28 protein-coding genes and 1 tRNA gene are annotated in these 25,181 nt (G+C 75.4%); 16 read left to right on the top strand and 13 right to left on the bottom strand.

The features are described 5' to 3' along the window. Positions 1 to 20 precede the first annotated feature (20 nt). Positions 21 to 509 (bottom strand): MarR family winged helix-turn-helix transcriptional regulator, encoded by a 489-nt coding sequence (locus tag ACI78S_RS17085; protein WP_456975458.1) that lies wholly within the window; start codon positions 507 to 509, stop codon positions 21 to 23. Positions 510 to 537: 28 nt separating this feature from the next. On the opposite strand from ACI78S_RS17085, the gene ACI78S_RS17080 reads away from it, so the two are divergent. Together ACI78S_RS17080 and ACI78S_RS17075 are read left to right on the top strand one after the other, a co-directional pair. Further along, positions 538 to 963, top strand: a complete 426-nt coding sequence (locus tag ACI78S_RS17080) for a nuclear transport factor 2 family protein (protein ID WP_456975456.1) — start codon at positions 538 to 540, stop codon at positions 961 to 963. Then, a complete protein-coding gene (locus ACI78S_RS17075) occupies positions 960 to 2,132 on the top strand; it encodes an epoxide hydrolase family protein (protein ID WP_456975454.1) in 1,173 nt (390 codons plus the stop codon). The genes ACI78S_RS17080 and ACI78S_RS17075 overlap by 4 nt, the downstream gene beginning before the upstream one ends. Positions 2,133 to 2,311: 179 nt before the next feature. On the opposite strand, the gene ACI78S_RS17070 is transcribed toward ACI78S_RS17075, so the two are convergent. Then, complete coding sequence (locus tag ACI78S_RS17070) at positions 2,312 to 2,749, bottom strand: hypothetical protein (protein ID WP_456975452.1); 438 nt, start codon at positions 2,747 to 2,749, stop codon at positions 2,312 to 2,314. A 216-nt stretch (positions 2,750 to 2,965) separates the two neighbouring features. Next, positions 2,966 to 3,052 (bottom strand) — tRNA-Leu (locus tag ACI78S_RS17065). 171 nt (positions 3,053 to 3,223) lie between these two features. On the opposite strand from ACI78S_RS17065, the gene ACI78S_RS17060 reads away from it, so the two are divergent. Beyond that, on the top strand, positions 3,224 to 3,871 hold the full coding sequence (locus tag ACI78S_RS17060; RefSeq protein WP_456975450.1) for an SHOCT domain-containing protein: 648 nt from the start codon (positions 3,224 to 3,226) through the stop codon (positions 3,869 to 3,871). A 114-nt stretch (positions 3,872 to 3,985) separates the two neighbouring features. Here ACI78S_RS17060 and ACI78S_RS17055 read toward each other — a convergent pair whose 3' ends face one another. After that, positions 3,986 to 5,008, bottom strand: coding sequence for a GGDEF domain-containing protein (locus tag ACI78S_RS17055; RefSeq protein WP_456975448.1), 1,023 nt, complete (start codon positions 5,006 to 5,008; stop codon positions 3,986 to 3,988). A gap of 83 nt (positions 5,009 to 5,091) precedes the next feature. On the opposite strand from ACI78S_RS17055, the gene ACI78S_RS17050 reads away from it, so the two are divergent. The 3 genes from ACI78S_RS17050 (at position 5,092) to ACI78S_RS17040 (ending at position 8,616) form a co-directional block, all read left to right on the top strand. Continuing rightward, positions 5,092 to 6,411, top strand: coding sequence for a M20/M25/M40 family metallo-hydrolase (locus tag ACI78S_RS17050; RefSeq protein ID WP_456975446.1), 1,320 nt, complete (start codon positions 5,092 to 5,094; stop codon positions 6,409 to 6,411). A 12-nt stretch (positions 6,412 to 6,423) separates the two neighbouring features. Continuing rightward, positions 6,424 to 7,227 carry an SDR family oxidoreductase gene (locus ACI78S_RS17045; RefSeq protein ID WP_456975444.1) on the top strand — a complete coding sequence of 268 codons (804 nt, stop codon included), beginning with the start codon at positions 6,424 to 6,426 and terminating at the stop codon, positions 7,225 to 7,227. A 183-nt stretch (positions 7,228 to 7,410) separates the two neighbouring features. Next, positions 7,411 to 8,616, top strand: coding sequence for a low temperature requirement protein A (locus ACI78S_RS17040; RefSeq protein WP_456975442.1), 1,206 nt, complete (start codon positions 7,411 to 7,413; stop codon positions 8,614 to 8,616). Between the two features lie 55 nt (positions 8,617 to 8,671). Here ACI78S_RS17040 and ACI78S_RS17035 read toward each other — a convergent pair whose 3' ends face one another. Genes ACI78S_RS17035 through ACI78S_RS17025 form a run of 3 tightly spaced genes read right to left on the bottom strand, consistent with a single transcriptional unit; the run spans position 8,672 to position 10,834 of the window. Further along, on the bottom strand, positions 8,672 to 9,682 hold the full coding sequence (locus ACI78S_RS17035; protein ID WP_456975440.1) for an amidohydrolase family protein: 1,011 nt from the start codon (positions 9,680 to 9,682) through the stop codon (positions 8,672 to 8,674). Continuing rightward, a complete protein-coding gene (locus tag ACI78S_RS17030; RefSeq protein WP_456975438.1) occupies positions 9,672 to 10,049 on the bottom strand; it encodes a metal-sulfur cluster assembly factor in 378 nt (125 codons plus the stop codon). Before ACI78S_RS17030 ends, ACI78S_RS17035 begins: the two co-directional genes overlap by 11 nt. A gap of 47 nt (positions 10,050 to 10,096) precedes the next feature. Beyond that, a complete protein-coding gene (locus ACI78S_RS17025; RefSeq protein WP_456975436.1) occupies positions 10,097 to 10,834 on the bottom strand; it encodes an IclR family transcriptional regulator in 738 nt (245 codons plus the stop codon). 61 nt (positions 10,835 to 10,895) lie between these two features. Between ACI78S_RS17025 and ACI78S_RS17020 the strand changes: the two genes are divergently transcribed. Then, positions 10,896 to 11,873 (top strand): NAD-dependent epimerase/dehydratase family protein, encoded by a 978-nt coding sequence (locus ACI78S_RS17020; protein ID WP_456975434.1) that lies wholly within the window; start codon positions 10,896 to 10,898, stop codon positions 11,871 to 11,873. Here ACI78S_RS17020 and ACI78S_RS17015 read toward each other — a convergent pair. Then, positions 11,866 to 12,069 carry a DUF5703 family protein gene (locus ACI78S_RS17015; RefSeq protein ID WP_456975432.1) on the bottom strand — a complete coding sequence of 68 codons (204 nt, stop codon included), beginning with the start codon at positions 12,067 to 12,069 and terminating at the stop codon, positions 11,866 to 11,868. The genes ACI78S_RS17020 and ACI78S_RS17015 overlap by 8 nt on opposite strands. Positions 12,070 to 12,205: 136 nt before the next feature. Between ACI78S_RS17015 and ACI78S_RS17010 the strand changes: the two genes are divergently transcribed. Both ACI78S_RS17010 and ACI78S_RS17005 read left to right on the top strand, forming a co-directional pair. After that, on the top strand, positions 12,206 to 12,472 hold the full coding sequence (locus tag ACI78S_RS17010; protein ID WP_456975430.1) for a hypothetical protein: 267 nt from the start codon (positions 12,206 to 12,208) through the stop codon (positions 12,470 to 12,472). A 103-nt stretch (positions 12,473 to 12,575) separates the two neighbouring features. Further along, positions 12,576 to 13,346 (top strand): DUF2470 domain-containing protein, encoded by a 771-nt coding sequence (locus tag ACI78S_RS17005; protein ID WP_456975428.1) that lies wholly within the window; start codon positions 12,576 to 12,578, stop codon positions 13,344 to 13,346. 3 nt (positions 13,347 to 13,349) lie between these two features. Here ACI78S_RS17005 and ACI78S_RS17000 read toward each other — a convergent pair whose 3' ends face one another. From ACI78S_RS17000 to ACI78S_RS16990, 3 genes are read right to left on the bottom strand one after another with little or no spacing between them, the layout of a single operon-like run. Next, complete coding sequence (locus ACI78S_RS17000) at positions 13,350 to 14,432, bottom strand: winged helix DNA-binding domain-containing protein (protein ID WP_456975426.1); 1,083 nt, start codon at positions 14,430 to 14,432, stop codon at positions 13,350 to 13,352. Positions 14,433 to 14,471: 39 nt separating this feature from the next. Beyond that, positions 14,472 to 16,427 carry an AAA family ATPase gene (locus tag ACI78S_RS16995; RefSeq protein WP_456975424.1) on the bottom strand — a complete coding sequence of 652 codons (1,956 nt, stop codon included), beginning with the start codon at positions 16,425 to 16,427 and terminating at the stop codon, positions 14,472 to 14,474. Then, on the bottom strand, positions 16,424 to 17,398 hold the full coding sequence (locus ACI78S_RS16990; RefSeq protein WP_456975422.1) for an aldo/keto reductase: 975 nt from the start codon (positions 17,396 to 17,398) through the stop codon (positions 16,424 to 16,426). The genes ACI78S_RS16995 and ACI78S_RS16990 overlap by 4 nt, the downstream gene beginning before the upstream one ends. Positions 17,399 to 17,556: 158 nt before the next feature. On the opposite strand from ACI78S_RS16990, the gene ACI78S_RS16985 reads away from it, so the two are divergent. The 5 genes from ACI78S_RS16985 (at position 17,557) to ACI78S_RS16965 (ending at position 20,946) form a co-directional block, all read left to right on the top strand. Next, positions 17,557 to 18,384 (top strand): undecaprenyl-diphosphate phosphatase, encoded by an 828-nt coding sequence (locus tag ACI78S_RS16985; protein ID WP_456975420.1) that lies wholly within the window; start codon positions 17,557 to 17,559, stop codon positions 18,382 to 18,384. A 20-nt stretch (positions 18,385 to 18,404) separates the two neighbouring features. After that, positions 18,405 to 19,106 (top strand): histidine phosphatase family protein, encoded by a 702-nt coding sequence (locus tag ACI78S_RS16980; protein ID WP_456975418.1) that lies wholly within the window; start codon positions 18,405 to 18,407, stop codon positions 19,104 to 19,106. A gap of 49 nt (positions 19,107 to 19,155) precedes the next feature. Next, positions 19,156 to 19,707, top strand: a complete 552-nt coding sequence (locus ACI78S_RS16975) for a DUF3090 family protein (protein WP_456975416.1) — start codon at positions 19,156 to 19,158, stop codon at positions 19,705 to 19,707. A gap of 11 nt (positions 19,708 to 19,718) precedes the next feature. Next, entirely contained in the window at positions 19,719 to 20,477 is a 759-nt protein-coding gene (locus ACI78S_RS16970; RefSeq protein WP_456975414.1) for an SCO1664 family protein, read from the top strand. 79 nt (positions 20,478 to 20,556) lie between these two features. Then, positions 20,557 to 20,946, top strand: coding sequence for a VOC family protein (locus tag ACI78S_RS16965; protein ID WP_456975412.1), 390 nt, complete (start codon positions 20,557 to 20,559; stop codon positions 20,944 to 20,946). Between the two features lie 3 nt (positions 20,947 to 20,949). Here the strand turns inward: ACI78S_RS16965 and ACI78S_RS16960 are convergent, their stop codons facing one another. Then, positions 20,950 to 21,666 (bottom strand): maleylpyruvate isomerase family mycothiol-dependent enzyme, encoded by a 717-nt coding sequence (locus ACI78S_RS16960; RefSeq protein ID WP_456975410.1) that lies wholly within the window; start codon positions 21,664 to 21,666, stop codon positions 20,950 to 20,952. Between the two features lie 96 nt (positions 21,667 to 21,762). Here ACI78S_RS16960 and mshC point away from each other — a divergent pair, with 96 nt between their 5' ends. Further along, positions 21,763 to 23,001, top strand: coding sequence for a cysteine--1-D-myo-inosityl 2-amino-2-deoxy-alpha-D-glucopyranoside ligase (mshC, locus tag ACI78S_RS16955; RefSeq protein ID WP_456975408.1), 1,239 nt, complete (start codon positions 21,763 to 21,765; stop codon positions 22,999 to 23,001). 3 nt (positions 23,002 to 23,004) lie between these two features. Then, positions 23,005 to 24,045: an HD domain-containing protein gene (locus ACI78S_RS16950; RefSeq protein ID WP_456975406.1), complete on the top strand. Its 1,041-nt coding sequence runs from the start codon at positions 23,005 to 23,007 to the stop codon at positions 24,043 to 24,045. Positions 24,046 to 24,133: 88 nt separating this feature from the next. Here ACI78S_RS16950 and ACI78S_RS16945 read toward each other — a convergent pair whose 3' ends face one another. After that, positions 24,134 to 24,994 (bottom strand): PAC2 family protein, encoded by an 861-nt coding sequence (locus tag ACI78S_RS16945; protein WP_456975404.1) that lies wholly within the window; start codon positions 24,992 to 24,994, stop codon positions 24,134 to 24,136. Positions 24,995 to 25,181 lie beyond the last annotated feature (187 nt).

Raw genomic sequence — 25,181 nt, 5'->3', positions numbered from 1 at the left:
CTGGTTCGATCGCGGTCGGTTCATCCCCTGCGCAGCACGCCGTCCGGCGGCGCCACCGTGCGGTGCTCGACACGCTGCCGGATCCCCAACACCTCGAGGGCGGCGACGAGTACCTGTCGAGCGCGAGCGAGGTCATCGTCGCTGACCAGCGCGGCCACCTGAGCATCTATCGCTGCCCTAGCTCTCCGGGCGCGCTGCACGGCCTCGTGCCCCTGCGCGGACAGGCGGACCGGGCGGCTACGCCTGCCCTCCGTCCCCGGGACGGGCTCGACGTGCCCGAGGTCGAGCAGCTCCTTGAGTGCCTTCGACACGGCCTGCTGGCTCACGCCGAGGTCGGCGGCCATCTGCGTGGCCGTCCCGGGCCCGACGAGCAGACGCTGCACGAGGTAGCCGTGCCCGCGGCGCAGCCCTGTCCCCTGCAACGCCTCGAGCACTGCCTCGTCGACAGCGGCGCCGAGCAGGGACAGCAGCGTCGCGGTCCCGAGTGCGGGCATGTCCTCTACCGTCACACAACCATGGTTGTGTATTGTCCGCGACATGGCAAATCCGCCCTCCTCCCACAACGTGGAGGACGTCGTCCTGCGCTACTTCGCCACCGTGTCCGACCTGACCTCGTCCGAGGAGGACCTGGTCGCCCTCGTCGCTCCGGCGCTGCGAGTGGTGGAGCACCCCAACCCGGTCACGCCGCGAGGGGCCGTGCGGGACCTCGGCGCGACCCTCCAGGGTTTCCGGGCCGGCAAGGCACTGCTGCGCGAGCAAAGCTTCGACGTGCATGAGCTGCTGACGGCGGGGCAGCGGGCCGCTGTGCGTGCGACGTGGCGCGGGGTCGTCGGCGTCGACTCAGGCCCCTACCGCGTGGGCCAGGAGCTCGTGGCCCACATCGCTGCCCTCGTGACCGTCGAGGACGGGCGCGTCCTGGAGCATGAGACGTTCGACTGCTACGAACCGATCGCGGCCCCATGACAGCGCACCGCGCGGCGAACCGGACGCCGACCGTCGAGCCCTTCACGGTCCGGGTCCCCGAGGACGCCGTGCAGGACCTCGGGGTGCGCCTGCGGCGCACGCGCTGGCCCGCCACCTCCCGCGACGCGCAGGGGGTGCTCGGGCCGGATCTGCGTCACCTGCGCGAGCTGGTGGCGTACTGGGCGAGCGAATTCGACTGGCGGACCCAGGAGCAGGCACTGGGACGGCACCCGCGCGTGCGGGTGGACCTGGGCGGTCTACGGATCCACGCCGTGCACGTCCGCGCCGCGGGCCCGGCTCGTGAGGCACTGCCCCTCGTGCTGTGCCACGGCTGGCCGGACTCCGCCTGGCGCTACTCGAAGGTCGTCGACCTGCTCACTGACCCGCTCGGGCACGGTGCCGACCCGGCGGACGCCTTCGACGTGGTGGTGCCCGACATGCCGGGGTACGGCTGGTCGGACCACCCGCCCGCACCGCTGGACGCGGTAGCCGTGGCCCGGCTGTGGGCACAGCTCATGGAGGCTCTCGGGTACGAGCGGTTCGGCGCCGCGGGGGGCGACATCGGCAGCAGCGTCAGCAGGTTCCTGGCCCTCGACCACCCTGACCGGGTGGTCGCCGTCCACCGCACGGACGCGGGCCTCCCCGTGCCGGGTGCGTACGCCTCGCTCAGCGAGGAGGAGACGGCCTGGGTCCGACGCGCGGCCGCGTGGGGGGCTAGCGAGGGTGCGTACGCGGCGATGCACCGCACGAGGCCGGATACCGCCGCGGTCGGGCTCACGGATTCACCGGCTGGGCTCGCGGCGTGGATCGTCGAAAAGCTGCGCGCGTGGAGCGACTGCGGTGGAGATGTCGAGGCCCGCTTCAGCAAGGACGAGATCCTCACCAACGTCTCGACCTACTGGTTCACCAGCACCATCGGCCCGTCCATGCGGATGTACGCCGCGAACGCGGCCATTCCCGTCGAGCAGCACGCTCGCCGGGTGGAGGTGCCTTCCGGCTTCTCCCTGTTCCAGGGTGACGTGCTGCTACCTCCTCGTGCGTGGCTGGAGCGCACCACCAACCTCGTGAGGCTGACGCATCCGGTGGCCGGCGGGCACTTCGCGCCCTTCGAGGAGCCGGAGGTGTACGCCCAGGAGTTGCGCGACTTCTTCCGCCCCTTCCGCTCTTGAAGCCGTAGACGGAGGCGCTCGGGTCGACGTCGGCGCGCCGCAAGCCCTCTGGCGACCCGACCAGCCGCCGACCCCCGGACGGGACCACCGTCAGGCGGTCAGTCCGATTCGTCTGAGGACCTCACGTGCGGAGCAGTGCCCTTTGGTGGATCTGTCCGGCTCGTGGCCTCGAGAGGCGGTCACGGTGAGGACGCCGCGGTCGGTGTCGAGCGCGGCCAGGACCTCAGCGCCGTCGGGGATGCCGACTTCACGCCGGACCCGGCAGCCGAGGTCAGCCGGCTGCGGGCATCCAGCGGAAGGGCGGCGACGGCGCAACCCGTCCGGGGGCGACCAGCGCTGCCGGGTGGGAACACGGTGAGCACTGCGCCGTCCCGTTCGGCCGGCGGGGGAGCCGTCGCGGCAAGGGTGAGCGGCAGCATGAGCCGGTCCTTGGCGTCGAGCGTGCGGATGAGCGCGTTGCTGCGGGGCGCGGCCGGGCCGGCCGGCCGCGCCCACATCCCGGACAGGTCCACCGCCGGCCCGGTGCCGGCATCGCCGCTGGTGACGGCGGCCAGCCGCAGCGCGTCGGCCGGCGCCCGCTCGCCAACGGCGGCCAGCAGCGGGCCGACACGGCCCACGAGGCGGGCACCCCGGGCAGCGCTGGAGCGGCTGCGGGTGTGGCTACGGCGGCGACGAGCGAGTTGCCGCGCGGCCGGAGTCGGAGCTGGCGCCGCCGCAGTGCGGCGGCGCGCCATCGGCGAGAGCGGAGGAGCGCATCGATCCCGGAGGGGACCGTGCCGGCTGGCCGGGAGAGCCCGGCTCCGGGTTCGGAAGGTGGGAGAACTCCCACTCCGTGGTGTCCGAGGGGGGACTTGAACCCCCACGCCCTATACGGGCACTAGCACCTCAAGCTAGCGCGTCTGCCATTCCGCCACCCGGACGAGTGCGGGACCAGACTACCCGACCGCTCGGCCCGGTCGGCGCACCCCTCCACCCCTTCCCCGCGAGGCGTCGCAGGCCCTAGCCTTCCCCGCCGTGACCGGATCGTGACCAAAGCGACGGCGAGACCCGCCTGGGGTCCTGCACCTCCGCTCCGCCGCGCGGCAGCGCTCGTGGTGCTCGGCCTCGGCGTCGCCGCCGGCGCCGCGGCGATCACGATCCTGTCGCTGATCATGCGGTCGGTGACCGCGGTCGGCGGCTCCTGCGCCGACGGCGGCCCGTACGTCCCCGCCCAGCCCTGCCCGTCGGGCACCGGGACGGCGCTGCTGCTGGTCTTCGCCTGCGCGCTCGCCGGCCTGGTCACCACCCTCTGGGGCGCCGCGGTGCTCCGCGCGCCGCTGCCGCTGCTGCTGGCCTGGCCGGCGCTGTTCCTCACGCTGGGCTGGAACTTCCTCGAGGACGGCTTCGACCCGCCGATGGGGGAGGAGCTGGCCCTCGGCTACGTGCTCTGCGGCGTCGTCTTCGTGCTCATGGGCACCGGGCCGCTGCTGCTGTGGCTCGTCGCCGCCCGCGACGCCCGCCGCGCCCGCCGGGCGCAGGCCGCCGTCCCACCGCCCGTGCCGGTCGGCACGACCGCGACCCGGCAGGCCGGGCCGGCGGTGCCCCGGCCCCGCCGCGAGGACGACGAGGCGGCCGTCCCGGCCATGTCGCTGGCCGGCCGGCTCGAGCGGCTGGCCGCCCTGCACGCGTCCGGCGAGCTCACCGACGAGGAGTACGCCCTGGCCAAGCGGGCCACCCTGCGCGAGGAGCTCGGGCCGTGACCGCGCCCGGACCGCGGCGGCCCACCGCCCTCTGGTGGCTGTACTACCTGCTGGCCGCCGTCGTCGGGGTGTACGCCGGGATGCTGCTGTTCGAGTGGGCGACGACCTGAGCCGCTACCGGCCGGCCACGGCGACCCGGCCGCGCCCGCCCCGCTTGGCCTCGTAGAGCGCCGCGTCGGCCGCGGAGTACAGCGTCCGCGCGTCGCCCGTCGAGTGCGCCACCCCAACGCTGATCGACAGCGACAGCAGCGTGCCGTCGGGCAGCTGCAGGGGCGCGGAGCGGACGGCGGCGAGCAGCTGCTCGGCCCGCCGGGCGGCGACCTCCGGGGTGCAGCCGGGCAGCAGCACGGCCAGCTCGTCGCCGCCGAGCCGCGAGAGGACGGCGTCGTCGGCGCGGACCGAGCCGCGCAGCACCCCGGCCAGGTGGACCAGGACCTCGTCGCCCACCGGGTGCCCGTAGGAGTCGTTGATCGTCTTGAACGCGTCGACGTCGACCAGCACCAGGCCGGTGCCCACGCCCTCCGGCGCCGTGCGCGCCGACTCCAGCGCCTCGTCGAACACCCGGCGGTTGACCAGCCCGGTGAGCGCGTCGACGGCCGCCTGCTGCTGCAGCGCCGCGACCAGCCGCTCCTGCGTCTCGTTGGCCCGCACCAGCATCACCGACATGACCAGCAGCACCGCGCCGAAGAACACCAGGTCGGTCGCGGCCTTGGCCACCGGCTCCAGCAGCAGCAGGGTCGCGGTGTTCACCGCCAGGGCCAGGCCCGTGGTGAGGACGACGGCGCCCCGCCGCAGGTGCGACGCCGCCCAGAGCACCGGGAAGGCGAGGAAGGCCTGCCCGGTGATGCTGGTGTCGCCGCTGACGAAGTTGAGCGTGCTGGCCAGGAACACCCCGCCGAGGGCCAGCCCGACGCACACCCCGACCCGGTCGAGCAGCTCGGCCCGCACGAACCGGCAGACCGCGGCCGCGCCGAGCAGCACCAGCACCCCGGCCCACTGCACGGCCTGGGTGGCCGCGGGAGCCTGCTCCACGACGGTGAGCCCGGCCAGCGCGGTGGCGCACACGGCGAGGATGAGCACCGCGCTGCGCGCGGCGGCGCGGGGGTCGCGGGCCCGCAGGGCGCTCGGCATCCTCATGCCCCCGACATCGGCAGCGGTGCCACCGCGGTCGAGACCGGGGCACCCGATCGGGTGACCGGCGCCCGCCCTACGCTCGACCGGTGAGCACCCCAGCCGGATCGCCGGCCCAGGCCGAGGTCGCGGACCTGCTCAGCGAGCTGATCCGCATCGACACCACCAACACCGGCGACACCGCCACCAGCGCGGGGGAGCGGGCGGCGGCCGAGTGGGTGGCCGGCAAGCTCGACGAGGTCGGCATCGGCGCGCGGATCCTCGAGTCGGAGCGCGGCCGGGCCAGCCTGGTCGCCCGCATCCCGGGGGAGGACCCCGGCCGGCCGGCGCTGCTCGTGCACGGGCACCTCGACGTCGTCCCCGCCGACCCGTCCGAGTGGAGCGTGCACCCCTTCTCCGGCGAGCAGCGCGACGGCCACGTCTGGGGCCGCGGCGCCGTCGACATGAAGGACATGGACGCGATGGTCCTGGCGCTGGTGCGCGAGTGGGCCCGCACCGGCGTCCGCCCGCCGCGCGACATCGTGCTGGCCTACGTGGCCGACGAGGAGGCCGGCGGCCGGCTCGGCGCCCGCTTCCTCGTCGAGGAGCACCCCGACCTGTTCGAGGGGTGCACCGAGGCGATCAGCGAGGTCGGCGGCTTCTCCATCACCGTCCGCGACGACCTGCGCCTGTACCTGGTGCAGACCGCGGAGAAGGGCCTGGCCTGGATGCGGCTGACCGCCGGCGGCCGGCCCGGGCACGGCTCGTTCGTGCACGACGACAACGCCGTCACCCGGCTGTGCGAGGCGGTCGCCCGGATCGGCTCCGCCCGGCTGCCCACCGTGCTCACCCCGCCGATGCGCGAGTTCCTCGACGCGGTCAGCGACGCCTACGGCATCGAGATCGACCCCGACGAGCCCGAGCAGGCGCTGGCCCGGCTCGGCTCGATCGCCCGCATGATCGGCGCGGCCCTGCGCAACACCGCCAACCCGACGATGCTCGACGCCGGCTACAAGGCCAACGTCATCCCCGGCACCGCCTCGGCGACCGTCGACGGGCGCTTCCTCCACGGCCAGGAGGAGGAGTTCGAGCGGCAGCTCGCCTCGCTCGTCGGCGAGGGGGTGCAGCGCGAGTGGATCGTCCACGACCAGGCCGTGGAGACGACGTTCGACGGCCCGCTGGTCGACTCGATGGTCGCCGCCCTCGAGGCCGAGGACGACGGCGCGCGGCCGGTGCCGTTCACCATGAGCGGCGGCACCGACGCCAAGAGCTTCGAGCGCCTGGGCATGCGCTGCTTCGGCTTCTCGCCGCTGCGCCTGCCGCCGGAGCTGGACTTCGCCGCGCTGTTCCACGGCATCGACGAGCGGGTGCCGGTGGAGTCGCTGCAGTTCGGCATCCGGGTGCTCGACCGGTTCCTGCGGCAGGCGTGATGTGATGCCGGGGTGACCCAGAACACGCCCGGCCCCGGCTCCGTCGCGCTGATCACCGGGGGCAGCGGCGGCTTCGGCCGCGCCCTGGCCGCGAAGCTGCGCGCGCGCGAGGTCACCGTCGTCCTCACCGACCTCGACACCGAGCGCAACCGGTCGGTCGCCGCCGAGCTCGGCTGCCCGTTCCTGCCGCTGGACGTCACCGACCGCGCCGCCAACGAGGCGGTGGTGGCCCGGATCGAGGAGGAGCACGGCCGGCTCGACGCCGCGTACCTCAACGCCGGCATCTCGGCGGAGAAGTCCGAGGGCGAGCTGGACCTCGACGAGTTCCTGCGCGTCGTCGACATCGACCTGTTCGGCGTGGTGTACGGCGCGGTCTCCGCGCGGCCGGCGATCCGGCGGGCCGGCGGGGGAGCGATCGTGGTGACGTCGTCGCTGGCCGGGCTCTCGCCGATGGCCGGCGACCCGGGCTACAGCGTCGCCAAGAGCGGGGCGATCGCGTTCGTCCGCTCGATGGCGCCGCGGCTGGCCGCCGAGGGGACGACGATCACGGCCGTCTGCCCCGGCTTCGCCGACACCGCGATCATCGACCGCATCCGCGAGCACTTCACCGCCGCGGACTTCCCCGTGCTCAGCGCCGGGGAGGTCGCCGACGCGATGGTCATGGCCTGGGAGTCGGGCGAGCCCGGCGCGGCCTACGTCGTCCAGCCCGGCGTGGGCACCGTGCCCTACCGGTTCAAGGGCGTGCCCGCGGCGCGGACGGCGGCCGGCGAGACCGCCGTCGTCCCCGAGGCGCTGCGCCCGCCGTCGATGCGATGAGCCGCCACGACCAGCCCACCTGGTCGTGCGCCGTCCTCCCTCGCGGTGCGGCGCGGGGGAGGAGCCCCGGGGACCAGCCCACCTGATCCCGGCCGAGACGGATCACGGCGGAGGCTGGTCGTGGCGGCGGTGTCCTTGCCAGACTTCGCCATGGCCGTGTCCCGGGCACACCACCGCACGCGCATGGGCGGGCGCGACCCGCAGCAGCAGCACCGGGCCGCCACGCCGCTCGAGCTTCTGTTCGACCTGACCTTCGTCGTCGCCTTCGGGACGGCGGCCAACGAGCTGGCGCACGCGCTGGCCGAAGGGCACGTCGGCGCCGGGCTGGCCGGCTTCGCCTTCGCCACGTTCGGCACCGCCTGGGCGTGGATCAACTTCTCCTGGTTCGCCTCGGCCTACGACACCGACGACTGGGTGTTCCGGCTGACCACGATGGTGCAGATGCTCGGCGTGCTGATCTTCGCGCTGGGCCTGCCGGCGATGTTCGCCTCGATCGAGGAGGGCGACACCGTCGACAACGCGGTCATGGTCGCCGGCTACGTGGTCATGCGGCTGGCCGTCGTCTTCCAGTGGCTGCGCGCCGCCCGCCAGGACCCCGACCGCCGCAGCGCCTGCCGCACGTACGCGGTCGCGACCTCCGTCGCGCAGGTCGGCTGGCTCGCGCTGCTGATCGCGCAGACCTCGCTGCTGGTCACCTTCCTCTGCGTCGTCGTGCTCGTCCTCGTCGAGCTGGCCGGGCCGGTGGTCGCCGAGAAGCTCAAGGGCGGCACCCCGTGGCACGCCCACCACATCGCCGAGCGGTACGGGCTGCTGGTGATCATCACGCTGGGGGAGGGGCTGCTCGGCACCACCGTCGCCCTCGCCGCGATCATCGGGCCCGAGGGCCCGGGGTGGTCGGCCGACGTCGTCGTCCTCGGGCTGGCCGGGACGGCGCTGACCTTCGGCATGTGGTGGATGTACTTCGTGCTGCCCTTCGGCCAGGTGCTGGACCGGCACCGCGAGCGCGGGTTCGGGTGGGGCTACGGCCACATCGTCCTGTTCGGCGCCGCGGTCGCGGTCGGGGCCGGCCTGCACGTCGCCGCGTACTTCGTCGAGCACCACAGCGTGCTCGGGACGATGGGCACGGTGCTCACCGTCGCCGTCCCGGTGGCCCTGTACGTGCTGGCGGGCTACGCCCTCTACGACCAGCTCACCCGCACCTTCGACCCGTTCCACCTGCTGCTGCTGGCCGGCTCGGCGCTGGTCGTCGGCGCCGCGGTGGCGATGGCGGCGGCGGGTGCGCCGCTGGTGTGGTGCCTCGCCGTGCTGGCGCTCACCCCGTGGGTGACCGTGGTCGGCTACGAGACGGTCGGGCACCGGCACGAGGAGCGGGTGCTGGACGCGCTGTGAGCCGAGCGGGGTCCCACGGCCGCGCCCCGCGCCGCGGGACCCCGCACCCCCCGTGTCAGTGCGCCTGGGGCCGGCCCAGGCGGGCCTTGGTGGCCTCGACGTCCATGCCGTGCAGGCGCAGCAGGTTCTCGCCGAGGATCTTGCGCTTGGCCTGGTCGGTGAGCTGCGGGTAGCCGTAGCCCTCGCACAGGTCCTGCGGGATGGAGAAGTCCATGAACGCCCGCAGCGCCCACTGCGGCTGCCAGATCGGCGCCTCCGAGCCGTAGACGATCTTGTCCTCGCCGCACCAGAACAGCAGCTTGCCCAGCACCTCGGCGAACATCCGCGGCGCCCGGACGACGAAGTTGATGGTGGCGGCCAGCGAGGCGTACAGGTTCGGGTGGCGGATGAGCTGCCAGCACACCTCGTCGAGGAACGGCAGCCCCACGTGGAAGATCACGAAGTTGATGTCCGGGAAGTTGGCGGCGGCGCCGTCCATGTCCCAGGTCTGGGTGGCCTCGACCGGTTGCGGCCCGAGCGGCACGCCCTTGTGCACGCCGATCAGGTTCACGCCGAGCTCCCGCGCCTTCTCGAAGACGGGGAAGGCCACCTGCGGGTCGTCCATCCGCCAGGGGAACGGCGAGCCGTAGTCGTAGCGGACGTTGTAGAACTTGAACGCCTTCGCGCCGAACTCGCCGACCTGGCGCTCCATCATGTCGAGCGCCCGGCGCCCCTCCAGCGGGTTGACCGAGCCCCAGAAGACGGTCCGGTCGGGGTCGCGGGCGGCCAGCTCGGCGCAGGTCTCCCACGGGGAGAGCCCGTCGCGGAACAGGTCGGTCAGCGGCAGCGGCATCGCCACGAGCATGTCGGTGTCGGACTCGTCGTAGACCATCTGCCGGATGTCGGCGGGGGTCCACTCCTTGAGGTACTCCTCGGCCGACAGCTTCGGCTGGTCGTCGGGCGTGAGCACCTGGTGGAAGGCGTACAGGTGGTTCATGAACATCTGCCCGGCCGAGCCGTAGGCGTTCTTCTGCGTGAAGTTGAACGGGTGCGCGACCCCGTCGAAGACGAACGCGTCACCGATCATGACCGGCCTCCAGGGTGGCGAGATAGGCGTCCCGGTCGCCGGCGGCGACGGGGTCGGGCAGGAAGCGGAGCGTGCGGGCGGCGCTCTCCGACAGCCGGTCGGTCGTCCAGGCCTCGTCCCAGACGACCTCGACCTCGCAGGTGTCGACGCCGGGCTGCCCGGTGATCGCCGACTCGACGTCGGCGAGCACCCGGGCGGCGAACGGGCACCAGCCCGAGGTGAGCAGCAGCTCCACCCGGGCGTGCCCCTCGTGCAGGGTGACCGAGCGCAGCAGCCCCATGTCGACGACCGAGATCCCCTTCTCGCGGCAGCAGGGGTCGTAGACGTCGGCGAGGGCGCGCACCGCCCAGTCCGGGGCAGGGCTCATGGGCGGATCCTGGGACGCCGGTTCCCCGGGGCGCCAGGCCCGTTATTTCAGATGGCGACGCCGAGCGCCCGGGAGACCCGGGCGGCGCCGGCGACCAGCGCCCGCTGCCGCGCCGGGTCGGCGGCGGGGATGACGGCGGCGACCGCGCCGACGCCGTCGGGGTCGACCACGGCCGTGCCCAGGCAGCGCACCCCGACCGCGTACTCGCCGTCGTCCACCGCGACGTCGCCGGCCGCCGGCAGCCGCAGCCGGCGGCGGTCCACCACCGTCCGCGGCGTGAGGTCGTGCAGCGGGTGCCGGGCGAAGTACTCCTCCCGGGCCGGCGCGGGCAGCTGGCCGAGGATGCACCGGCCCAGCGCGGTGGCGTGCCCGGCGTCGTGGATGCCGACCCACATCTCGATCCGCGGGGCGCGGGGGCCGTCGACGATGTCGGCGACCACGATCTCGCCGTCGACGTACCGGGCCAGGTAGACCGCGCCGCCGAGCTCGTCGCGCAGCCACTCCAGCGCCGGGCGGGCCGAGGCCAGGCCGCGCGCGGCGGTCCCGTACCGCCGGACGACGTCGATGCGGTGGCCGAGCACGTAGGAGCCGTCGGCCAGCCGCTGCAGCCAGCCCTCGTGGGCGCAGGTGCGCAGCAGGTGGTAGGTCGTGGCCAGCGGCAGCCCGGCGGCGCGCGCGAGCTCCTTGGCGCGGGCGCGGCCGTCGTGCTCGGCCACGATCTCCAGCAGCCGCAGGGCGCGCTGCACGGACTGGATCAGCGTCGGCTGCCCCTGCGCTGCGCCCACGGCCCGCTCCTCTCGCGGTGGGGACACGATGGCAGAACCGGCGCCTGGTAGGCAGAGGGGCGTGCGCATCCTGGTCACCGGCAGCTCCGGCCACCTCGGCGAGGCGCTCGTGCGCGAGCTGCGGGCCGCCGGGCACGCGGTCACCGGCCTGGACCGGCTGCCCTCGCCGCACACCGACGTGGTCGCCTCGGTGACCGACCGCGACGCCGTCCGCGCCGCGGCGACCGGCGCCGGGGCGGTGGTGCACGCGGCCACGCTGCACAAGCCGCACGTGGGCTCGCACGACCGGCAGGCGTTCGTCGCCACCAACGTCACCGGCACGCTGACCCTGCTCGAGGCCGCCGTCGCCGCCGGCGTGGACCGGTTCGTGTTCACCAGCACGACCAGCGCGTTCGGCCGGGCGCTCACCCCGGCGACCGGGGAGCCGGCCGCGTGGATCACCGAGGACGTCGTCCCGCGGCCGCGCAACGTCTACGGCGCCACCAAGGTCGCCGCCGAGGACCTCTGCGAGCTCGTGGCCCGCGACGAGGGCCTGTCCGTCGTGGTGCTGCGCACGTCGCGCTTCTTCCCCGAGGGGGACGACGACGACCGGGTGCGCACCGCCTACCCCGACGAGAACGTCAAGGTCAACGAGCTGCTGCACCGGCGCGTCGACCTGGCCGACGTGGTCTCGGCGCACGTGGCGGCGCTGGAGCGGGCCCCGGGGCTCGGCTTCCGGCGCTACGTCGTCAGCGCCACCACGCCGTTCCGGCCGGCCGACCTGGCCGAGTTGCGCCGCGACGCCCCGGCCGTGGTGGCGCGGCTGTTCCCCGACGCGGCGGAGGTCTACGCGGCGCGCGGCTGGCGGATGTTCCCGTCGGTCGACCGGGTGTACGTCAACGACCGGGCGCGGGCGGAGCTGGGCTGGGAGCCGGTCTACGACTTCCGGCGGGCGCTGGACCTGCTGCGCGCCGGGCGCCCGCCGCGCAGCCCGCTGGCGGACGCGGTGGGCGCCAAGGGGTACCACCCGGTGCCCACCGGGCCCTACACCCTCAGATGACCGGCTTGGGCAGGTAGGACAGCCGCGAGCGGCGGCGCAGGATCACCTTGCGCGTGCCGTCGGCGTGCAGCTGGAGACGGGCGAGCTCCCAGCCGCCGGTCTCGGCCTGCAGGCTCAGCATGGTCGCCGCTGCGGATCGGGACGTGCCCGCCGGGATCCGCAGCGGCGCGAACTCCCACTCCGCGACCGCCTCCATGCCGGCGATTGTGCCCCGCGTTCGCCGGGGCGTCACGCGTCGGTCATCCGGCCGTGCGACCCGGGTCTGCCGGAGGTCCGCCCGGGCGGCACGATGGTCACCGACCGCACCCGCACCCGATCCCGAGGAGGACGACGTGACCGAGCCCGGCACCGACGTGCCCGACGCCGACCGCGCCGAGCAGGAAGCGCTCCTCGACCCGCCGGCCGTGGGCCTGGCCGGGGAGGCCAGCGCGCCGGGGGAGGGCGTCCCGGAGGCCGACGCGCTCGAGCAGCAGCTGGCGGCGCGGCCCGGGGAGACCGGATCGCCGCGGTGGCCGGTGGGCGACCGGGAGGCGAACGACGCCGACGTCCTGGAGCAGGAGGCCGAGGTCCCCGTGGACGACGACGACGTCGTGACCTGACCTGCGGTCCCCCCTCCGGCGGCCGCGGACGGCGGGCCGCGCCCCCTCCCGCACCGCGCCGGCTTTGGTTAGGCTCCCCTAACTCGACCACCGAGGGGGCGCCATGACCACCCGACCCGAGACCCCGGCTCCCCGGGCCGTCCGGCCGGAGCCCGCCGAGCGCGCGCGCACCGTCGCCGCCGGCCCGGGCGCCACCGTCTGCGCCACCGGGGTGGAGGCCACCCTGCCGCTGGCCCACGCGGTCACCGCCGACGGTCAGCTGCTGCTCGTCGTGCCGGCCGACGGCGAGCTGGCCGCCGCGATCGGGGCCTCGCCGCAGCGCGACGTCTCGGCGCTGGTGATGGTCAGCGACCGCGCCCCGGTGCCGCTGCGCCGGCCCGTGCGCGCGCAGATGTGGCTGTCCGGCTGGGCCACCCCGGTGGCCGAGCGCGACGCGCGCGCCGCCGTCCTGGCCTTCGCCGACGTCCGGCCGGCGCCGGCGCTCCTGGACGTGGGCACCACCGCCGTGCTGCTGCGCCTCGACCTGGCCGAGGTCGTGCTGCGCGAGGGCGGCGCGGTCGCCGAGGTCGGCCCGGAGGAGTTCGCCGCGGCCGCGCCCGACCCGCTGGCCGGCGTCGAGGCGGCCACCCTGGCCCACCTCGACCGCGACCACCCCGAGTTCCTCGACCGGCTCGCCGCCCGGCTGCCCCGGGGCGAGGTGGGCCCCGGCGACGTCGTCCGCCCGCTGGGGCTGGACCGCTTCGGGCTGCGGCTGCGCATCGAGCGGCGGGTCGGGCACCAGGACGTGCGCCTGACCTTCCCCCAGCCGCTCACCTGCCCCGGCCAGCTCGGCGCCGCGATGCGCGCGCTGACCTGCGCCGGCGCGGGCGGCTGACGCTCACCGGTCCAGGAACGCGGCGAGCCGGGCCGCCTCCGCCGCGACGGCGGCGGCGTCGTCGGGCCGCAGCGGGGTGAACGGTGCCGGCCGCACCCGGCCGCCCGTCCAGCTCCAGGTGCCGGCGACGAAGCCGTCGACGAGGAAGGTGGGCAGCACGTTCGCGTACCCCGGGAGCACCTGCCCCCGGGCCGCCTCGGGCAGCACCCGCGACCGGTCGGCGTGGGCCAGCAGCGCGTTGTCGAACCCGGGCAGGAACCGCACCGGCGCCGGCGCCTCCGGCTCGGCGAGCCGGCCCTCCGGCAGGTCGACCAGCTCGCGGCCGCTCTCGTCGCGGTAGGTCCGCAGCCGGGGACGCAGGCCGTCGACCACCTCCCGCAGCCGCGTGAGGCCGGACCACGCCTGGACGTCGCGCACCGCCGCCGGGCCGAACCCGGCCAGGTACCGCAGCACCAGCCGCTCGGCGTCGGGGGCGCCCACCGGCCGGCCCAGCCAGGCCTCGGCGTGCGCGACCGCGATGCCCGAGCGCGACCACCAGCCGCCCCAGGCGCTGGTCGCGGGGTCGTGCACCAGCGGCAGCCGGAGCTCGGCCACGGCCGCCAGCTGGGCGCGCCGCCCGCCCGGGTGGCGGTCGGCCAGCCGGCGGCCCAGCTCCCGGCGCAGCAGGAGGTCGTCGCCGAGCACGGCGGCCGCGGTGCCGGCCACCGCGCCGGGGTCGTGCCCGGCGAGCCCCCGGCGGAACCAGGCGGCGGTGGAGAGCCGGTCCAGCAGCGGCTGCAGCGTCGGGCGCAGCCAGCGGAAGTCGTCGGCGGAGGTGACGTGCTGCGTGCCGCGCAGGGTGGGGGCCCGCACGACCCGGCGGTCGGTCACCAGCGCCGACAGCTGCTCGGGCGCGAACGACGCCAGCCGCGTCCACAGGCCGACGTGCGGCCAGTTCGGCTCCTGCGCCTGCAGCGCCACCAGCCGCTCGACCGCGGCCGCGACCGGCAGGTCGCTGCGCGCGAGCAGCAGCTGGCGGTCGAGCAGCGTCCGGTTCAGCGTCCGGCGGTCGAGGGTTCGCGGCGGGGAGGCCGTGAGCGTCGCCATGGGACGACGCTAGGGCCACCAGCGGACACTTCCCGTCCGCTATCCGCCGCCGTCGTCCGCGGCCTCCCGGAGCAGCCGGGCGAGCCGGGTGCGCCGGGGCCGGACGTCGACCTCGCGCACCGCGCGGGCGAGCGCCGCGCCGGTGGCGTGCACGATCGAGAGGTGCTGCTGGGCGCGGGTGAGCCCGGTGTAGACCAGCGGCCGCGAGAGCATCCCGCCGGCCTCCGGCGGCAGGACGACGACCACGCCGGGCCACTCCGAGCCCTGCGCCCGGTGCACCGTGATGGCCCAGCCGTGCCGCAGGTCGGGCAGCGCGTCGCCGGTCACCGTCACCGGCCCGGAGGAGAAGTCGACGGTCAGGGAGCCGTCGCCGGTGCCGGTGACCACGCCCACCTCGCCGTTGGCGAACCCGATGGGCTCCAGGTCGAGGTGGTTGGCGGTCGCCACGACCCGGTCGCCGACGTCGAAGCCGAACACGGTGCCGTCGCCGGGGTTGAGCACCGCCTTGAGCGCCTTGTTCAGCTCCACCGTCCCGGCCGGGCCGCGGTGCACCGGGGTGACCACCTGCACCGACGCCGCCGGGATGCCCAGCGCCCGGGGGATCGAGTCGGTGACCAGCTGCACCACCCGCCGGGCCGCCTCGGCCGAGCCCTGGGCCGGCACCACGACCACCTCGCGGTCGGGGGAGTCGACCCGCGGCAGCTCGCCCTCGCGCACCGCGGTGGCCAGCCGCGCGATCGCGCCGCCCTCGGCCTGGCGGTAGAGCGTGGTCAGCTCGGTCACCGGCACCGCGCCGGAGTCGATCAGGTCGCCGAGCACGTGGCCGGGACCGATCGAGGGCAGCTGCGCGGGGTCGCCGACGAGCAGCAGGTGGGTGCCGTCGGAGCAGGCCTCCAGCAGCGCCGCGGTCAGCTCGACGTCGAGCATCGAGGCCTCGTCGACCACCACGACGTCGGCGTCGAGCGGCCACTCCTCGTTGCGGGTGAACCCGCCGGTGGTCCCCTGCGCGCCGAGCAGCCGGTGCACGGTGACCGCCGGGTGGTCGGTGAGCTCCTCCAGCCGCTTGGCCGCGCGCCCGGTGGGCGCGGCCAGCGCCACCTCGCTGCCCTTCTTGCGCAGCAGCTGCACGACGGCGGCCACGGTGCGGCTCTTGCCGGTACCCGGGCCGCCGGTGAGCAGGCTGACCCCGGCCCGCAGCGTCTGCGCCACCGCCTCGGCCTGCGCCTTGTCCAGGCCCTTGGCCACCGAGCGCACCGACACCGGGTCGGCGATCGGCTCCGCGGTGGCCAGCAGCCGCTGCACGTTCTCGGCGACGGCCTCCTCGGCCATGCCGTAGCGGGCCAGCGAGAACTGGACGAGGCGCGGGTCGGGCTCCTCGTCCGCGGTGTCGTCCTCCCCGCCCGGCCCCCACGGCGGCTCGTGCTCGAGCACGTCGCCGGACTCGACGGCCGAGGCGATCGCGGCGACGGGGTCGGCCACGCCCTCGGCCCGCAGCGCCGCCACCAGCAGCTCGGCCGGGAGCACGGTGTGCCCGTCGCGGGTGGCCGTGCGCAGCGTCTGCGCGACGATCGCCCGGCCGCGGCGCGGGTCCTGCCGGCTGGCCCCGGGCAGGACGGCGATCGCCAGCCGGTCGGCGTCGGTGAGGGTGACCCCGGTCAGCCCGAGCAGCGCCCACGGGTCGTCGCGCAGCCGGCGCGCCGCGTCGTGGCCGAGGGCGTCGGCGACGCCGGCGGCCAGCTTGGCCTCCAGCCCGGCGCCCACCAGCAGGCCGACCACCTCGTAGGCCGGCTGCGCGGCGAGGAAGCTGGAGAACAACCGCTCGGCGCGCTGCTTGCCGACCCGCGGCAGCTTCATCAGCTTGGCGGCGGTGACGTCGTCGGGGGTGGTGATGCCGGCGGCGGGCAGCTCCGCCGCCGCGCGCTTGCCGAGCCCCGGCCACAGGCCGGCCGCGCAGAAGGCGGCGAAGACCCGGTCCTCGCCCACGGGTCCGCTCACCGGCGGCGCTCCGGGTAGCCGAACGGCGGGGCGGAGACGTCCTCCAGCGCGGTGCGGATCGCGGCGGGCAGCCGCACGCCGTCGGCGTCGAGCGAGGCCTGCAGCTGGGCCGCGGTGCGCGCCCCCACCACCGGCGCGACGACGCCGGGCCGGTCGCGCACCCACGCCAGGGCCACCGCCAGCGGGGTGGTGCCCAGCCCCTCGGCGGCGGTGATCACCGCCTCGACGATCCGGTCGGACAGCGGGGAGCGCAGCCCGTCGATGAAGCCCTGCCAGGCGGGGGAGGCGCCGCGGGACTCCGACGGCGTGCTGTGCCGGTACTTGCCGGTGAGGATCCCCCGGCCCAGGGGCGACCAGGCGAGCACGCCCAGCCCCAGCGCCTCGGCGGCCGGCACCACCTCGCGCTCGACGCCGCGCTGCAGCAGCGAGTACTCCACCTGGGTGCTCACCAGCGGGGTGCGGCCCGGCCAGGCGCGTTGCCAGGTGGCGGCCTGGGCGGTCTGCCAGCCGGTGAAGTTGCTCACCCCGACGTAGCGGACCCGGCCGGAGGACACGGCGGCGTCGCAGGCGGCGAGGCTCTCCTCCAGCGGGGTGGCGTCGTCCCACGCGTGCAGCTGCCACAGGTCGACGTGGTCGAGGCCGAGCCGGTCCAGCGAGGCGTCGAGCGCGGCGAGCAGGTGCCCGCGCGAGGCGCCGCGGCCCATCGGCCCGGGCGAGGTGGGGCCGACGGCCTTGGTGGCGACGAGCACGTCGCCGCGGGGGACGACGTCGGACAGCAGCCGGCCCAGGGTGCGCTCGCTGTCGCCCGCGCCGTAGACGTCGGCGGTGTCGACGAGGGTGCCCCCGGCGTCGACGAAGGCGGTGAGCTGCATCGCCGCCTCGTCCTCGTCGGTGTCGCGGCCCCAGGTCATGGTCCCCAGCGCCAGCCGTGAGACGACCAGGCCGCTGCGTCCCAGCGCCCGTTGTTCCACGACCGGCCAACCTACCGGCGCACCCCGACGGCGGCCGGTGAGCGCCCCCAGCCCGGAGCGGCGCGCCGGATCGCCGCGGCCGGGCGCATAGGCTGACCTCCCGTGCCCGCCGCGAGCTCCGTCCCGCCCGCCGTCCCCGCCGTGGGGGGCTGAGCGGCGTGGGCTGGTTCGAAGCCGTCGTCCTGGGCCTGGTGCAGGGGCTGACCGAGTTCCTGCCGATCTCCTCCAGCGCCCACCTGCGCATCGTCGGCGAGGCGTTCGGCTGGGACGACCCCGGCGCGGCGTTCACCGCGATCACGCAGATCGGCACCGAGGCCGCCGTCCTGCTCTACTTCCGCAAGGACATCGCGCGGATCGTCACCGCCTGGGTGCTGTCGCTGGCCGGCCGGCGCAGGGGCGACCCCGACGCGCGGATGGGCTGGCTGATCATCGTCGGCAGCGTCCCGATCGCCGTCCTGGGCCTGCTGTTCCAGGACCGGATCGAGACGACGTTCCGCGACCTGCGGCTCGTGGCGATCGCGCTGGTCGCGTTCTCGCTCGTGCTGTTCTGGGCCGACCGCGTCGGGCGCAAGGAGCGGGAGCTCAAGGAGCTGACCGTGGGCCACGGCATCGCCTTCGGCTTCGCCCAGGCGATGGCGCTGCTCCCCGGCGTCTCGCGCTCCGGCGGCACGATCACCATGGGCCTGTTCCTCGGCTACACCCGGGCGGCCGCCGCCCGGTACTCGTTCCTGCTGGCCATCCCCGCGGTCCTGGGCTCGGGGGGCTTCCAGACCTACGAGGCGCTCACCGGGGACCTCGCCGGCGGCGCGATCGTCTGGGGGCCCACCGTGCTGGCCACGGTCATCGCCTTCGTCGTGGGCTTCACCGTCATCGCCTGGCTGCTGCGCTACCTCGACCGCGGCAGCTTCACGCCGTTCGTCGTCTACCGCGTGATCCTCGGCCTGCTCCTGCTGGCCCTCGTCGGGGCCGGGGTCCTCGCCCCCTGAGGCCCGTAGGGTTGCCGGTCGTGACCACGGTGATCCTCCTGCGCCACGGGCGGACGACGGCCAACACCGGCGGCGTCCTGGCCGGGTGGACGCCCGGCGTGCAGCTCGACGAGACCGGCCACGCCCAGGTGCGGGCGGTGGCCGCGCGCCTGGCCCCGGTGCCGCTGGCCGCGGTCGTGAGCAGCCCGCTGGAGCGGTGCGTGCAGACCGCCGGGGCCGTGGTCGAGGGGCGGGAGCTGGAGCCGCAGACCGACGAGCGGCTGGGCGAGGCCCGCTACGGCGACTGGACCGGCCGGCCGCTCGCCGAGCTCGTCAAGGAGCCGCTCTGGAAGGTCGTGCAGCAGCACCCGTCGGCCGCCGTCTTCCCCGGACCCGAGGGCGAGGGGCTGGCGCAGACCCAGGCCCGCGCGGTCGCCGCGGTGCGCGAGTGGAACGCCAAGCTGGGCCCGGACGCGGTCTGGCTGGCCTGCAGCCACGGCGACGTGATCAAGGCCGTGCTCGCCGACGCGCTCGGCCTGCACCTCGACCAGTTCCAGCGGATCGTCGTCGACCCGGCGTCGGTCTCGGTGGTCACGTACACCGACACCCGGCCGTTCGTCGTCCGCACGAACGACACCGGCGGCGACGTCGCCGCGCTGCTGCCGCCCAAGAAGAAGAAGCGGCGCCGCCGCACGGCCGACTCCGACGCCGTCGTCGGCGGGGGAGCCGGGCCGGGCGCCTGACCGGTGTCGTCGGGTGGACCAGCGCGGACGCCCGCGTAACCTGGGGCGCGTGCCACGCCAGGTCCACCTCTTCGACCGCCCGACCCGGTTCGTCGCGGGAACGGTGGGCCAGCCCGGGGACCGCACCTTCTACCTGCAGGCCTCGGACGCCACCGGTCGCACCGTGAGCGTCGCCCTGGAGAAGACGCAGGTGCAGATCCTCGCCGACCGCATGAGCGAGCTGCTCGACGAGATCGCCGCCCGCGCGAACACGGTCATCCCGCCCGACGCCGACGTCGACGACCTCGACCCGCTCACCCCGCCCGTCGACGAGGAGTTCCGGGTCGCCGCCATGGGGCTGGCCTGGGACGGCGACGCGCAGGCCGTGGTCGTCGAGGCGGTGGCCGCCGGCGACGAGCCGATCGACGAGGAGGCCATCCTCTCCGACGCCGAGGAGGGGCCCGACGCGCTGCGGGTGACCATCACGCCGGGGGCGGCCCGGGCGTTCGTGGCGCGCGCCCGCCGGGTGGTCGCCGCCGGCCGCCCCGCCTGCCCGCTGTGCTCGCTGCCGCTGGACCCGTCCGGGCACGTGTGCCCCCGGCAGAACGGCTACCGCCGCTGACCGGCGCCCCGATGAGCGACGTCCCCGAGCCGGTCGCCCCGGCCGGCCTGCGCCCACCGGCCGGCGACGCCGAGGCCCGCGCCCTCCTGCTCGAGGGCGAGATCGACCTCGAGGGCCGCATGCTCGACGCGTCGAACGTGACCCTCGTCGGCGCGATCCGCACCGGCACGCTCGAGGCGGAGTGCGTCTACAAGCCGGTGGCGGGGGAGCGGCCGCTGTGGGACTTCCCCGACGGCACGCTCGCCGGCCGGGAGGTGTCGGCGGCGCTGGTCTCGGAGGCCACCGGCTGGCGGATCGTGCCGCCCACGGTGCTCCGCGACGGGCCGTTCGGTCCCGGCATGGTGCAGCTGTGGGTGGACGGCGACGACACCGTCGACCTCGCCGCGTTCGTCCGCTCCGACCACCCGGGGCTGCGGCGGATGGCGGTGTTCGACGCGGTGGTGAACAACGCCGACCGCAAGGGCGGGCACATCATCCCGATGCCCGACGGCCACGTGCACGGCGTCGACCACGGCATCTGCTTCTCGGTGGACCCCAAGCTGCGCACCCTGCTGTGGCGCTGGGCCGGCAAGCCGCTGCCCGCCGACGCGGTGGCGGTGCTGGAGAAGCTGCAGACCGACCTCCTCGGCGACCTCGGCGAGCAGCTGCACGAGCACCTCACCCGCCGCGAGGTGCGCCGCACCCAGCAGCGGGTCGCCGAGCTGCTGCGCACCGGCCGCCACCCCGAGCCCTCCGGCGACTGGCCCGCCCTGCCCTGGCCGCCCTTCTGACGTCGGCCTGACCCGCCCACCCGTCGGCATCGGGCGCTGATGGCGACGGGTGGGCAGATCTCGCTGCACGATCATCGGCATGCCGCACCGTTCGCGCCTGTCCGTCCTGCTGCTCGACCTGCCGCCGGAGCACCACGAGGCCGGCGTGGCCTTCTGGTCCGGGGCGACGGGCCACCCGGCCCGGCAGGACCCCGACGAGCCGCAGTGGGCGTCGCTCGGCTCCTTCGCCGGCGGCTTCCACCTCGAGACCCAGCGCACCGGCGAGGGGACGCCGCCGCGCTGGCACGTCGACATCGAGACCGACGACATCCCGGCCGAGGTGGCGCGGCTGGAGGCGCTGGGCGCGCGGCGGCTGGCGGACAAGGGGACGTTCTGGCAGATGACCGACCCAGCGGGGTTGGTGTTCTGCGTCGTCGGCGTCCAGAACGGCCAGGAGGAGTTCGACGCGCACGCCACCACCTGGCCCTGAGCGCTACTCGATCCGCACCAGGTCCAGCATCGCGGCGGCCGTCGCGGCGTCACCGTGCACGGTGAGCACCTCCATCGGCAGCCGCCGCCACAGCGCCAGCAGCAGGTCGCCGGCGTCGCCGGTCAGGGTGGCGATGGGGAACGGCCGCGTGCCCGGGAACAGGGTGCGCTCGGCGTCGGCGTCGACCGCGTGCAGGACGACGGGGTGCGCCGTCTCCGGCGGCCCCTGCGGCAGCGCGGACGGCGCCATCACCTCGAGCCACTCGTCGATGCCGTCGAGGGCGACGTCGGCGGGGATCGGCCGCACCCGCCCGAGGACGTCCTCGACGTCGGCGGTGTGGACGACGGCCTCGTGGGTCTGCCGCCGCAGCACGAAGGCGACGTCGCGGCGCGCCGCCCAGGTCCACACCGGCTCGGCCGGGTCGGCGCCGTCCAGGGCCGTCTCCAGCTCGGCCGCCGCGGCCGCGGTGAAGCCGAGCAGCTCGTCGTCCGGCTTGCGGGCCGGCTCGCGGTAGCCGGTCGGGTCCGCGGCGCGGGTGCGCACCACCCACGCCCAGAAGTGCTGGACCTCGGCCAGGTGCCACACCAGGTCGGCCAGGTCCCAGTCGGGGCACCCCGGGACCCGGGCCCGCCAGCCGTGCGCCAGCACCGCCTCGGCGGCGGCGTCGGCGAACCGCGCGTTCGTCCGCTGCAGCACCGGCAGGTACTCGTCGAGCTCCATCGCACCCTCCCGTCGACCGCCCGCTCCCGACCGTAGGGGCAGGGCGCGGTGGGCGGGGATCGGGCGGCGTCGGAGGCCGCCTCTAGGCTCGACGTCGTGCTGTCCTGGCCCGCTCCGCTGCTGCCGACCCTGCCCGGGGCAGGTCCCGCGCTGAAACTGCACGACACGGCGCGGGGCGAGGTGGTCGCCACGGCCCCCGACGGCACCGCGCGCATCTACGTCTGCGGCATCACGCCCTACGACGCCACGCACCTGGGCCACGCGGCCACCTACCTGGCGTTCGACCTGGTCAACCGGGTGTGGCGGGACGCCGGGCACGCCGTCCACTACGTGCAGAACGTCACCGACATCGACGACCCCCTGCTGGAGCGCGCCGAGCGCGACCACGAGGACTGGATCGTGCTCGGCATGCGCGAGACCGCGCTGTTCCGCGAGGACATGACGGCGCTGCGGGTGCTGCCGCCGGACGACTACGTCGGCGCGGTCGAGTCGATCCCGCGGATCGTCGCCCGCATCGAGGACCTGCTCGACGCCGGCCTCGCCTACGTGCTCGACGACGGCAGCGGCGACGTCTACCACGACGTCGCGCAGGCCCCCGGCTTCGGCGGCGAGTCGCGCTACGACGAGGCGACGATGCTGCGGTTCTTCGCCGAGCGCGGGGGCGACCCCGACCGCCCCGGCAAGCGGCAGCCCCTCGACCCGCTGCTGTGGCGCGGCGAGCGGCCCGGCGAGCCCTCCTGGCCCGGCCCGCGCGGCGCCGCCGGCCGGCCCGGCTGGCACATCGAGTGCGCCACCATCGCGCTGGAGACCATCGGCATGGGCTTCGACGTCCAGGGCGGCGGCAGCGACCTGGTCTTCCCGCACCACGAGTACTCCGCCGTCCACGCCGAGGCGCTCACCGCCACCAAGCCCTTCGCCCGGGCCTACGTGCACACCGCGATGATCGGCCTCGACGGCGAGAAGATGAGCAAGAGCCGCGGCAACCTGGTCTTCGTCTCCCGGCTGCGCGGCGACGGCGTCGACCCGATGGCGGTGCGGCTGGCCCTGCTCGCCGGGCACTACCGCACCGACCGCGAGTGGACGGCGCAGCTGCTGCGCGACGCCGAGCAGCGGCTGGCCACCTGGCGGCGGGCGGTGGCCGCACCCGCGGGGGCGCCGGGCTTCCCGGTGCTGGCGGCGGTGCGCGCCCGGCTCGCCGACGACCTCGACTCGCCGGCCGCCATCGCCGCGGTCGACGCGTGGGCCGCCGCCACCCTCGCCGGCGCCGCCGAGGACGACACCGCCCCGGCGCTCGTGCGCGACACCGTCGACGCGCTGCTCGGGGTCGGGCTGTAGGCCATGAGCGGCCCGTTCCGGTTCACCGACCGCGCCGCCCGGGAGGCGGAGGAGGGCGCGCTGGCGCCCGCCGCCGTCCGGTCGACGGCCACCCGGGGCCGCGCCGTCCCCGAGCCGGAGGACCGGCTGCGGACGGCGTTCGAGCGCGACCGCGACCGCATCCTGCACGCCAAGGCCTTCCGCCGGCTCAAGCACAAGACGCAGGTCTTCCTCAACCCCGACGGCGACCACTTCGTCACGCGGCTGACGCACACGCTCCAGGTCACCCAGGTCGCCCGCTCGCTGGCCCGCGCGCTCGGGCTCAACGAGACCCTCGCCGAGGCGATCGCGCTGGGCCACGACCTCGGGCACTCGCCCTTCGGGCACATCGGCGAGGAGGCCTTCGACCCGTACGTGCCCGGCGGCTGGCACCACGCGGCGCAGGGCGTGCGGATCGTCGAGGTGCTCGAGCACCTCAACCTCACCTGGGAGGTGCGCGACGGCATCCGCGCGCACAGCTGGAAGATCACCCCGCCACCGGCCACGCACGAGGGGGAGTGCGTCCGCTACGCCGACCGGATCGCCTACCTCTCCCACGACGCCCAGGACGCCGTCCGCGCCGGCGTGCTGGAGCCGGCCGACCTGCCGGCGCGCACCCGCGAGGTGTTCGGCGAGCCCGGCGGCGAGATGGTCGGCGCGATGATCGACGCCGTCGTGGCGGGCAGCCTGGCGCCGGGCAACACCGCCGGGGCCGTGGTCATGGCGCCGGCCGCCCTCGAGGCGTTCCACGAGCTGCGGGCGTTCATGTTCGAGCGGGTCTACGGCTCACCCACCGCGGCGGGGCAGAAGCACGTGGCCATCGCCGTCATCCGCCGGCTGGTCGACCACCACCTGGCGCACCCCGAGCTGATCCCGGCCAGCTACCGCGACACCTCCGCCGACCCGGTCACCCAGGTCGTCGACTACGTCTCGGGCATGACCGACCGGTTCGCGCTCAACATGCACGACCGGCTCTTCGACGACGACGCGTCGTCCCGCATGACCCCGCTGCTGCGCACCTCCTGACCGAGGTCGCGGCACGGGCGACATCGGCGCTCTCGCACGCTTTGCGCCGGCAAGGCGTGCGACATCGCCGATGTCGCCGGAAGCGGCGTCAGCCGGAGGAGCCGCGGCGGCGGAGGTAGCGCTCGAACTCGCGGGCGATCGAGTCGCCGCTGGTGGTGGAGAGGTCGGCCTCGGTGGCCCGCTCCTCGAGCGAGCGCACGTACTCGACGACCTCGGCGTCCTCCTGCGCCATCTCGTCGACGGTGCGCACCCACTCGTCGGCCTGCTGGGGCAGCGCACCCATGGGCACGGTGAGCTCGAGGACCTCCTCGACCCGCTGCAGCAGCGCCACGGTCGCCCGCGGCGACGGCGGCTGCGAGACGTAGTGCGGCACGGCGGCCCAGAAGCTGATCGCCGGCAGCCCGGCCTGCACGCAGGCGTCCTGGAAGACGCCGAGGATCCCGGTCGGGCCCTCGTAGCGGGACGTCTCCAGGCCCCAGCGCTGCGCGGCCTCGGCGTCGTAGGCCGAGCCGCTCACCGGGGTCGGCCGGGTGTGCGGGGTGTCGGCCAGCAGCGCGCCGAGGCCGATGACCGTGTGCACGTCGAGCTCGCGGCAGATCTCGATGAGCTCCTCGCAGAAGCCGCGCCAGCGCATGTTCGGCTCGATGCCGCGGATGAGCACGATGTCGCGGCGGCTGTCCGCGGGCCGGGCGACCGAGATGCGCGTGGTGGGCCACTCGATGCGCCGCGACACCCCGCCGACCAGCGACACCGTCGGCCGGTTGACCTGGAAGTCGTAGTAGTCCTCGGGGTCGAGCGCGGCCAGCGGCGTGGCGTCCCAGATGAGCTCGAGGTGCTCGACGGCTCCGGTGGCGGCGTCCCCCGCGTCGTTCCAGCCCTCGAACGCGACCACCGCCACCGCGTCGGTCAGCCGGGGGAGGTCCTCAGGGGTGGACTTCGGGTCGATCACCTCTCCGAGCCTACGTCGGCCGCCCCCCGCCCACCGGGTCCCGTGCGGTGCGTGGGGCAGATGCCGGGGAAGGTTCGCCCGGGAGGTGGACGGAAGGTGCGATCATGGCACCGTTGTTCGGGGACGACGAGGCGCCAACCGCCCGTCGGAGTGCCGGAGCCCTGGCGCCCGACGCCGCAGAGGACTC

The sequence above is a fragment of the Geodermatophilus sp. SYSU D00815 genome, assembly GCF_054050035.1.
This window is presented reverse-complemented; position numbering and strand designations above follow the sequence as displayed.

Coding starts and splice junctions, on each gene's coding strand:
- ACI78S_RS17030 (WP_456975438.1), bottom strand. CDS start 10,049: ATGAGCCCTGCCCCGGACTGGGCGGTGCGCGCCCTCGCCGACGTCTAC.
- ACI78S_RS17000 (WP_456975426.1), bottom strand. CDS start 14,432: ATGGCGACGCTCACGGCCTCCCCGCCGCGAACCCTCGACCGCCGGACG.
- ACI78S_RS17040 (WP_456975442.1), top strand. CDS start 7,411: ATGGGCGGGCGCGACCCGCAGCAGCAGCACCGGGCCGCCACGCCGCTC.
- ACI78S_RS17005 (WP_456975428.1), top strand. CDS start 12,576: ATGACCACCCGACCCGAGACCCCGGCTCCCCGGGCCGTCCGGCCGGAG.
- ACI78S_RS17055 (WP_456975448.1), bottom strand. CDS start 5,008: ATGAGGATGCCGAGCGCCCTGCGGGCCCGCGACCCCCGCGCCGCCGCG.
- ACI78S_RS16970 (WP_456975414.1), top strand. CDS start 19,719: ATGAGCGACGTCCCCGAGCCGGTCGCCCCGGCCGGCCTGCGCCCACCG.
- ACI78S_RS16950 (WP_456975406.1), top strand. CDS start 23,005: ATGAGCGGCCCGTTCCGGTTCACCGACCGCGCCGCCCGGGAGGCGGAG.
- ACI78S_RS17080 (WP_456975456.1), top strand. CDS start 538: ATGGCAAATCCGCCCTCCTCCCACAACGTGGAGGACGTCGTCCTGCGC.
- ACI78S_RS16960 (WP_456975410.1), bottom strand. CDS start 21,666: ATGGAGCTCGACGAGTACCTGCCGGTGCTGCAGCGGACGAACGCGCGG.
- ACI78S_RS17035 (WP_456975440.1), bottom strand. CDS start 9,682: ATGATCGGTGACGCGTTCGTCTTCGACGGGGTCGCGCACCCGTTCAAC.
- ACI78S_RS17075 (WP_456975454.1), top strand. CDS start 960: ATGACAGCGCACCGCGCGGCGAACCGGACGCCGACCGTCGAGCCCTTC.
- ACI78S_RS16965 (WP_456975412.1), top strand. CDS start 20,557: ATGCCGCACCGTTCGCGCCTGTCCGTCCTGCTGCTCGACCTGCCGCCG.
- ACI78S_RS17015 (WP_456975432.1), bottom strand. CDS start 12,069: ATGGAGGCGGTCGCGGAGTGGGAGTTCGCGCCGCTGCGGATCCCGGCG.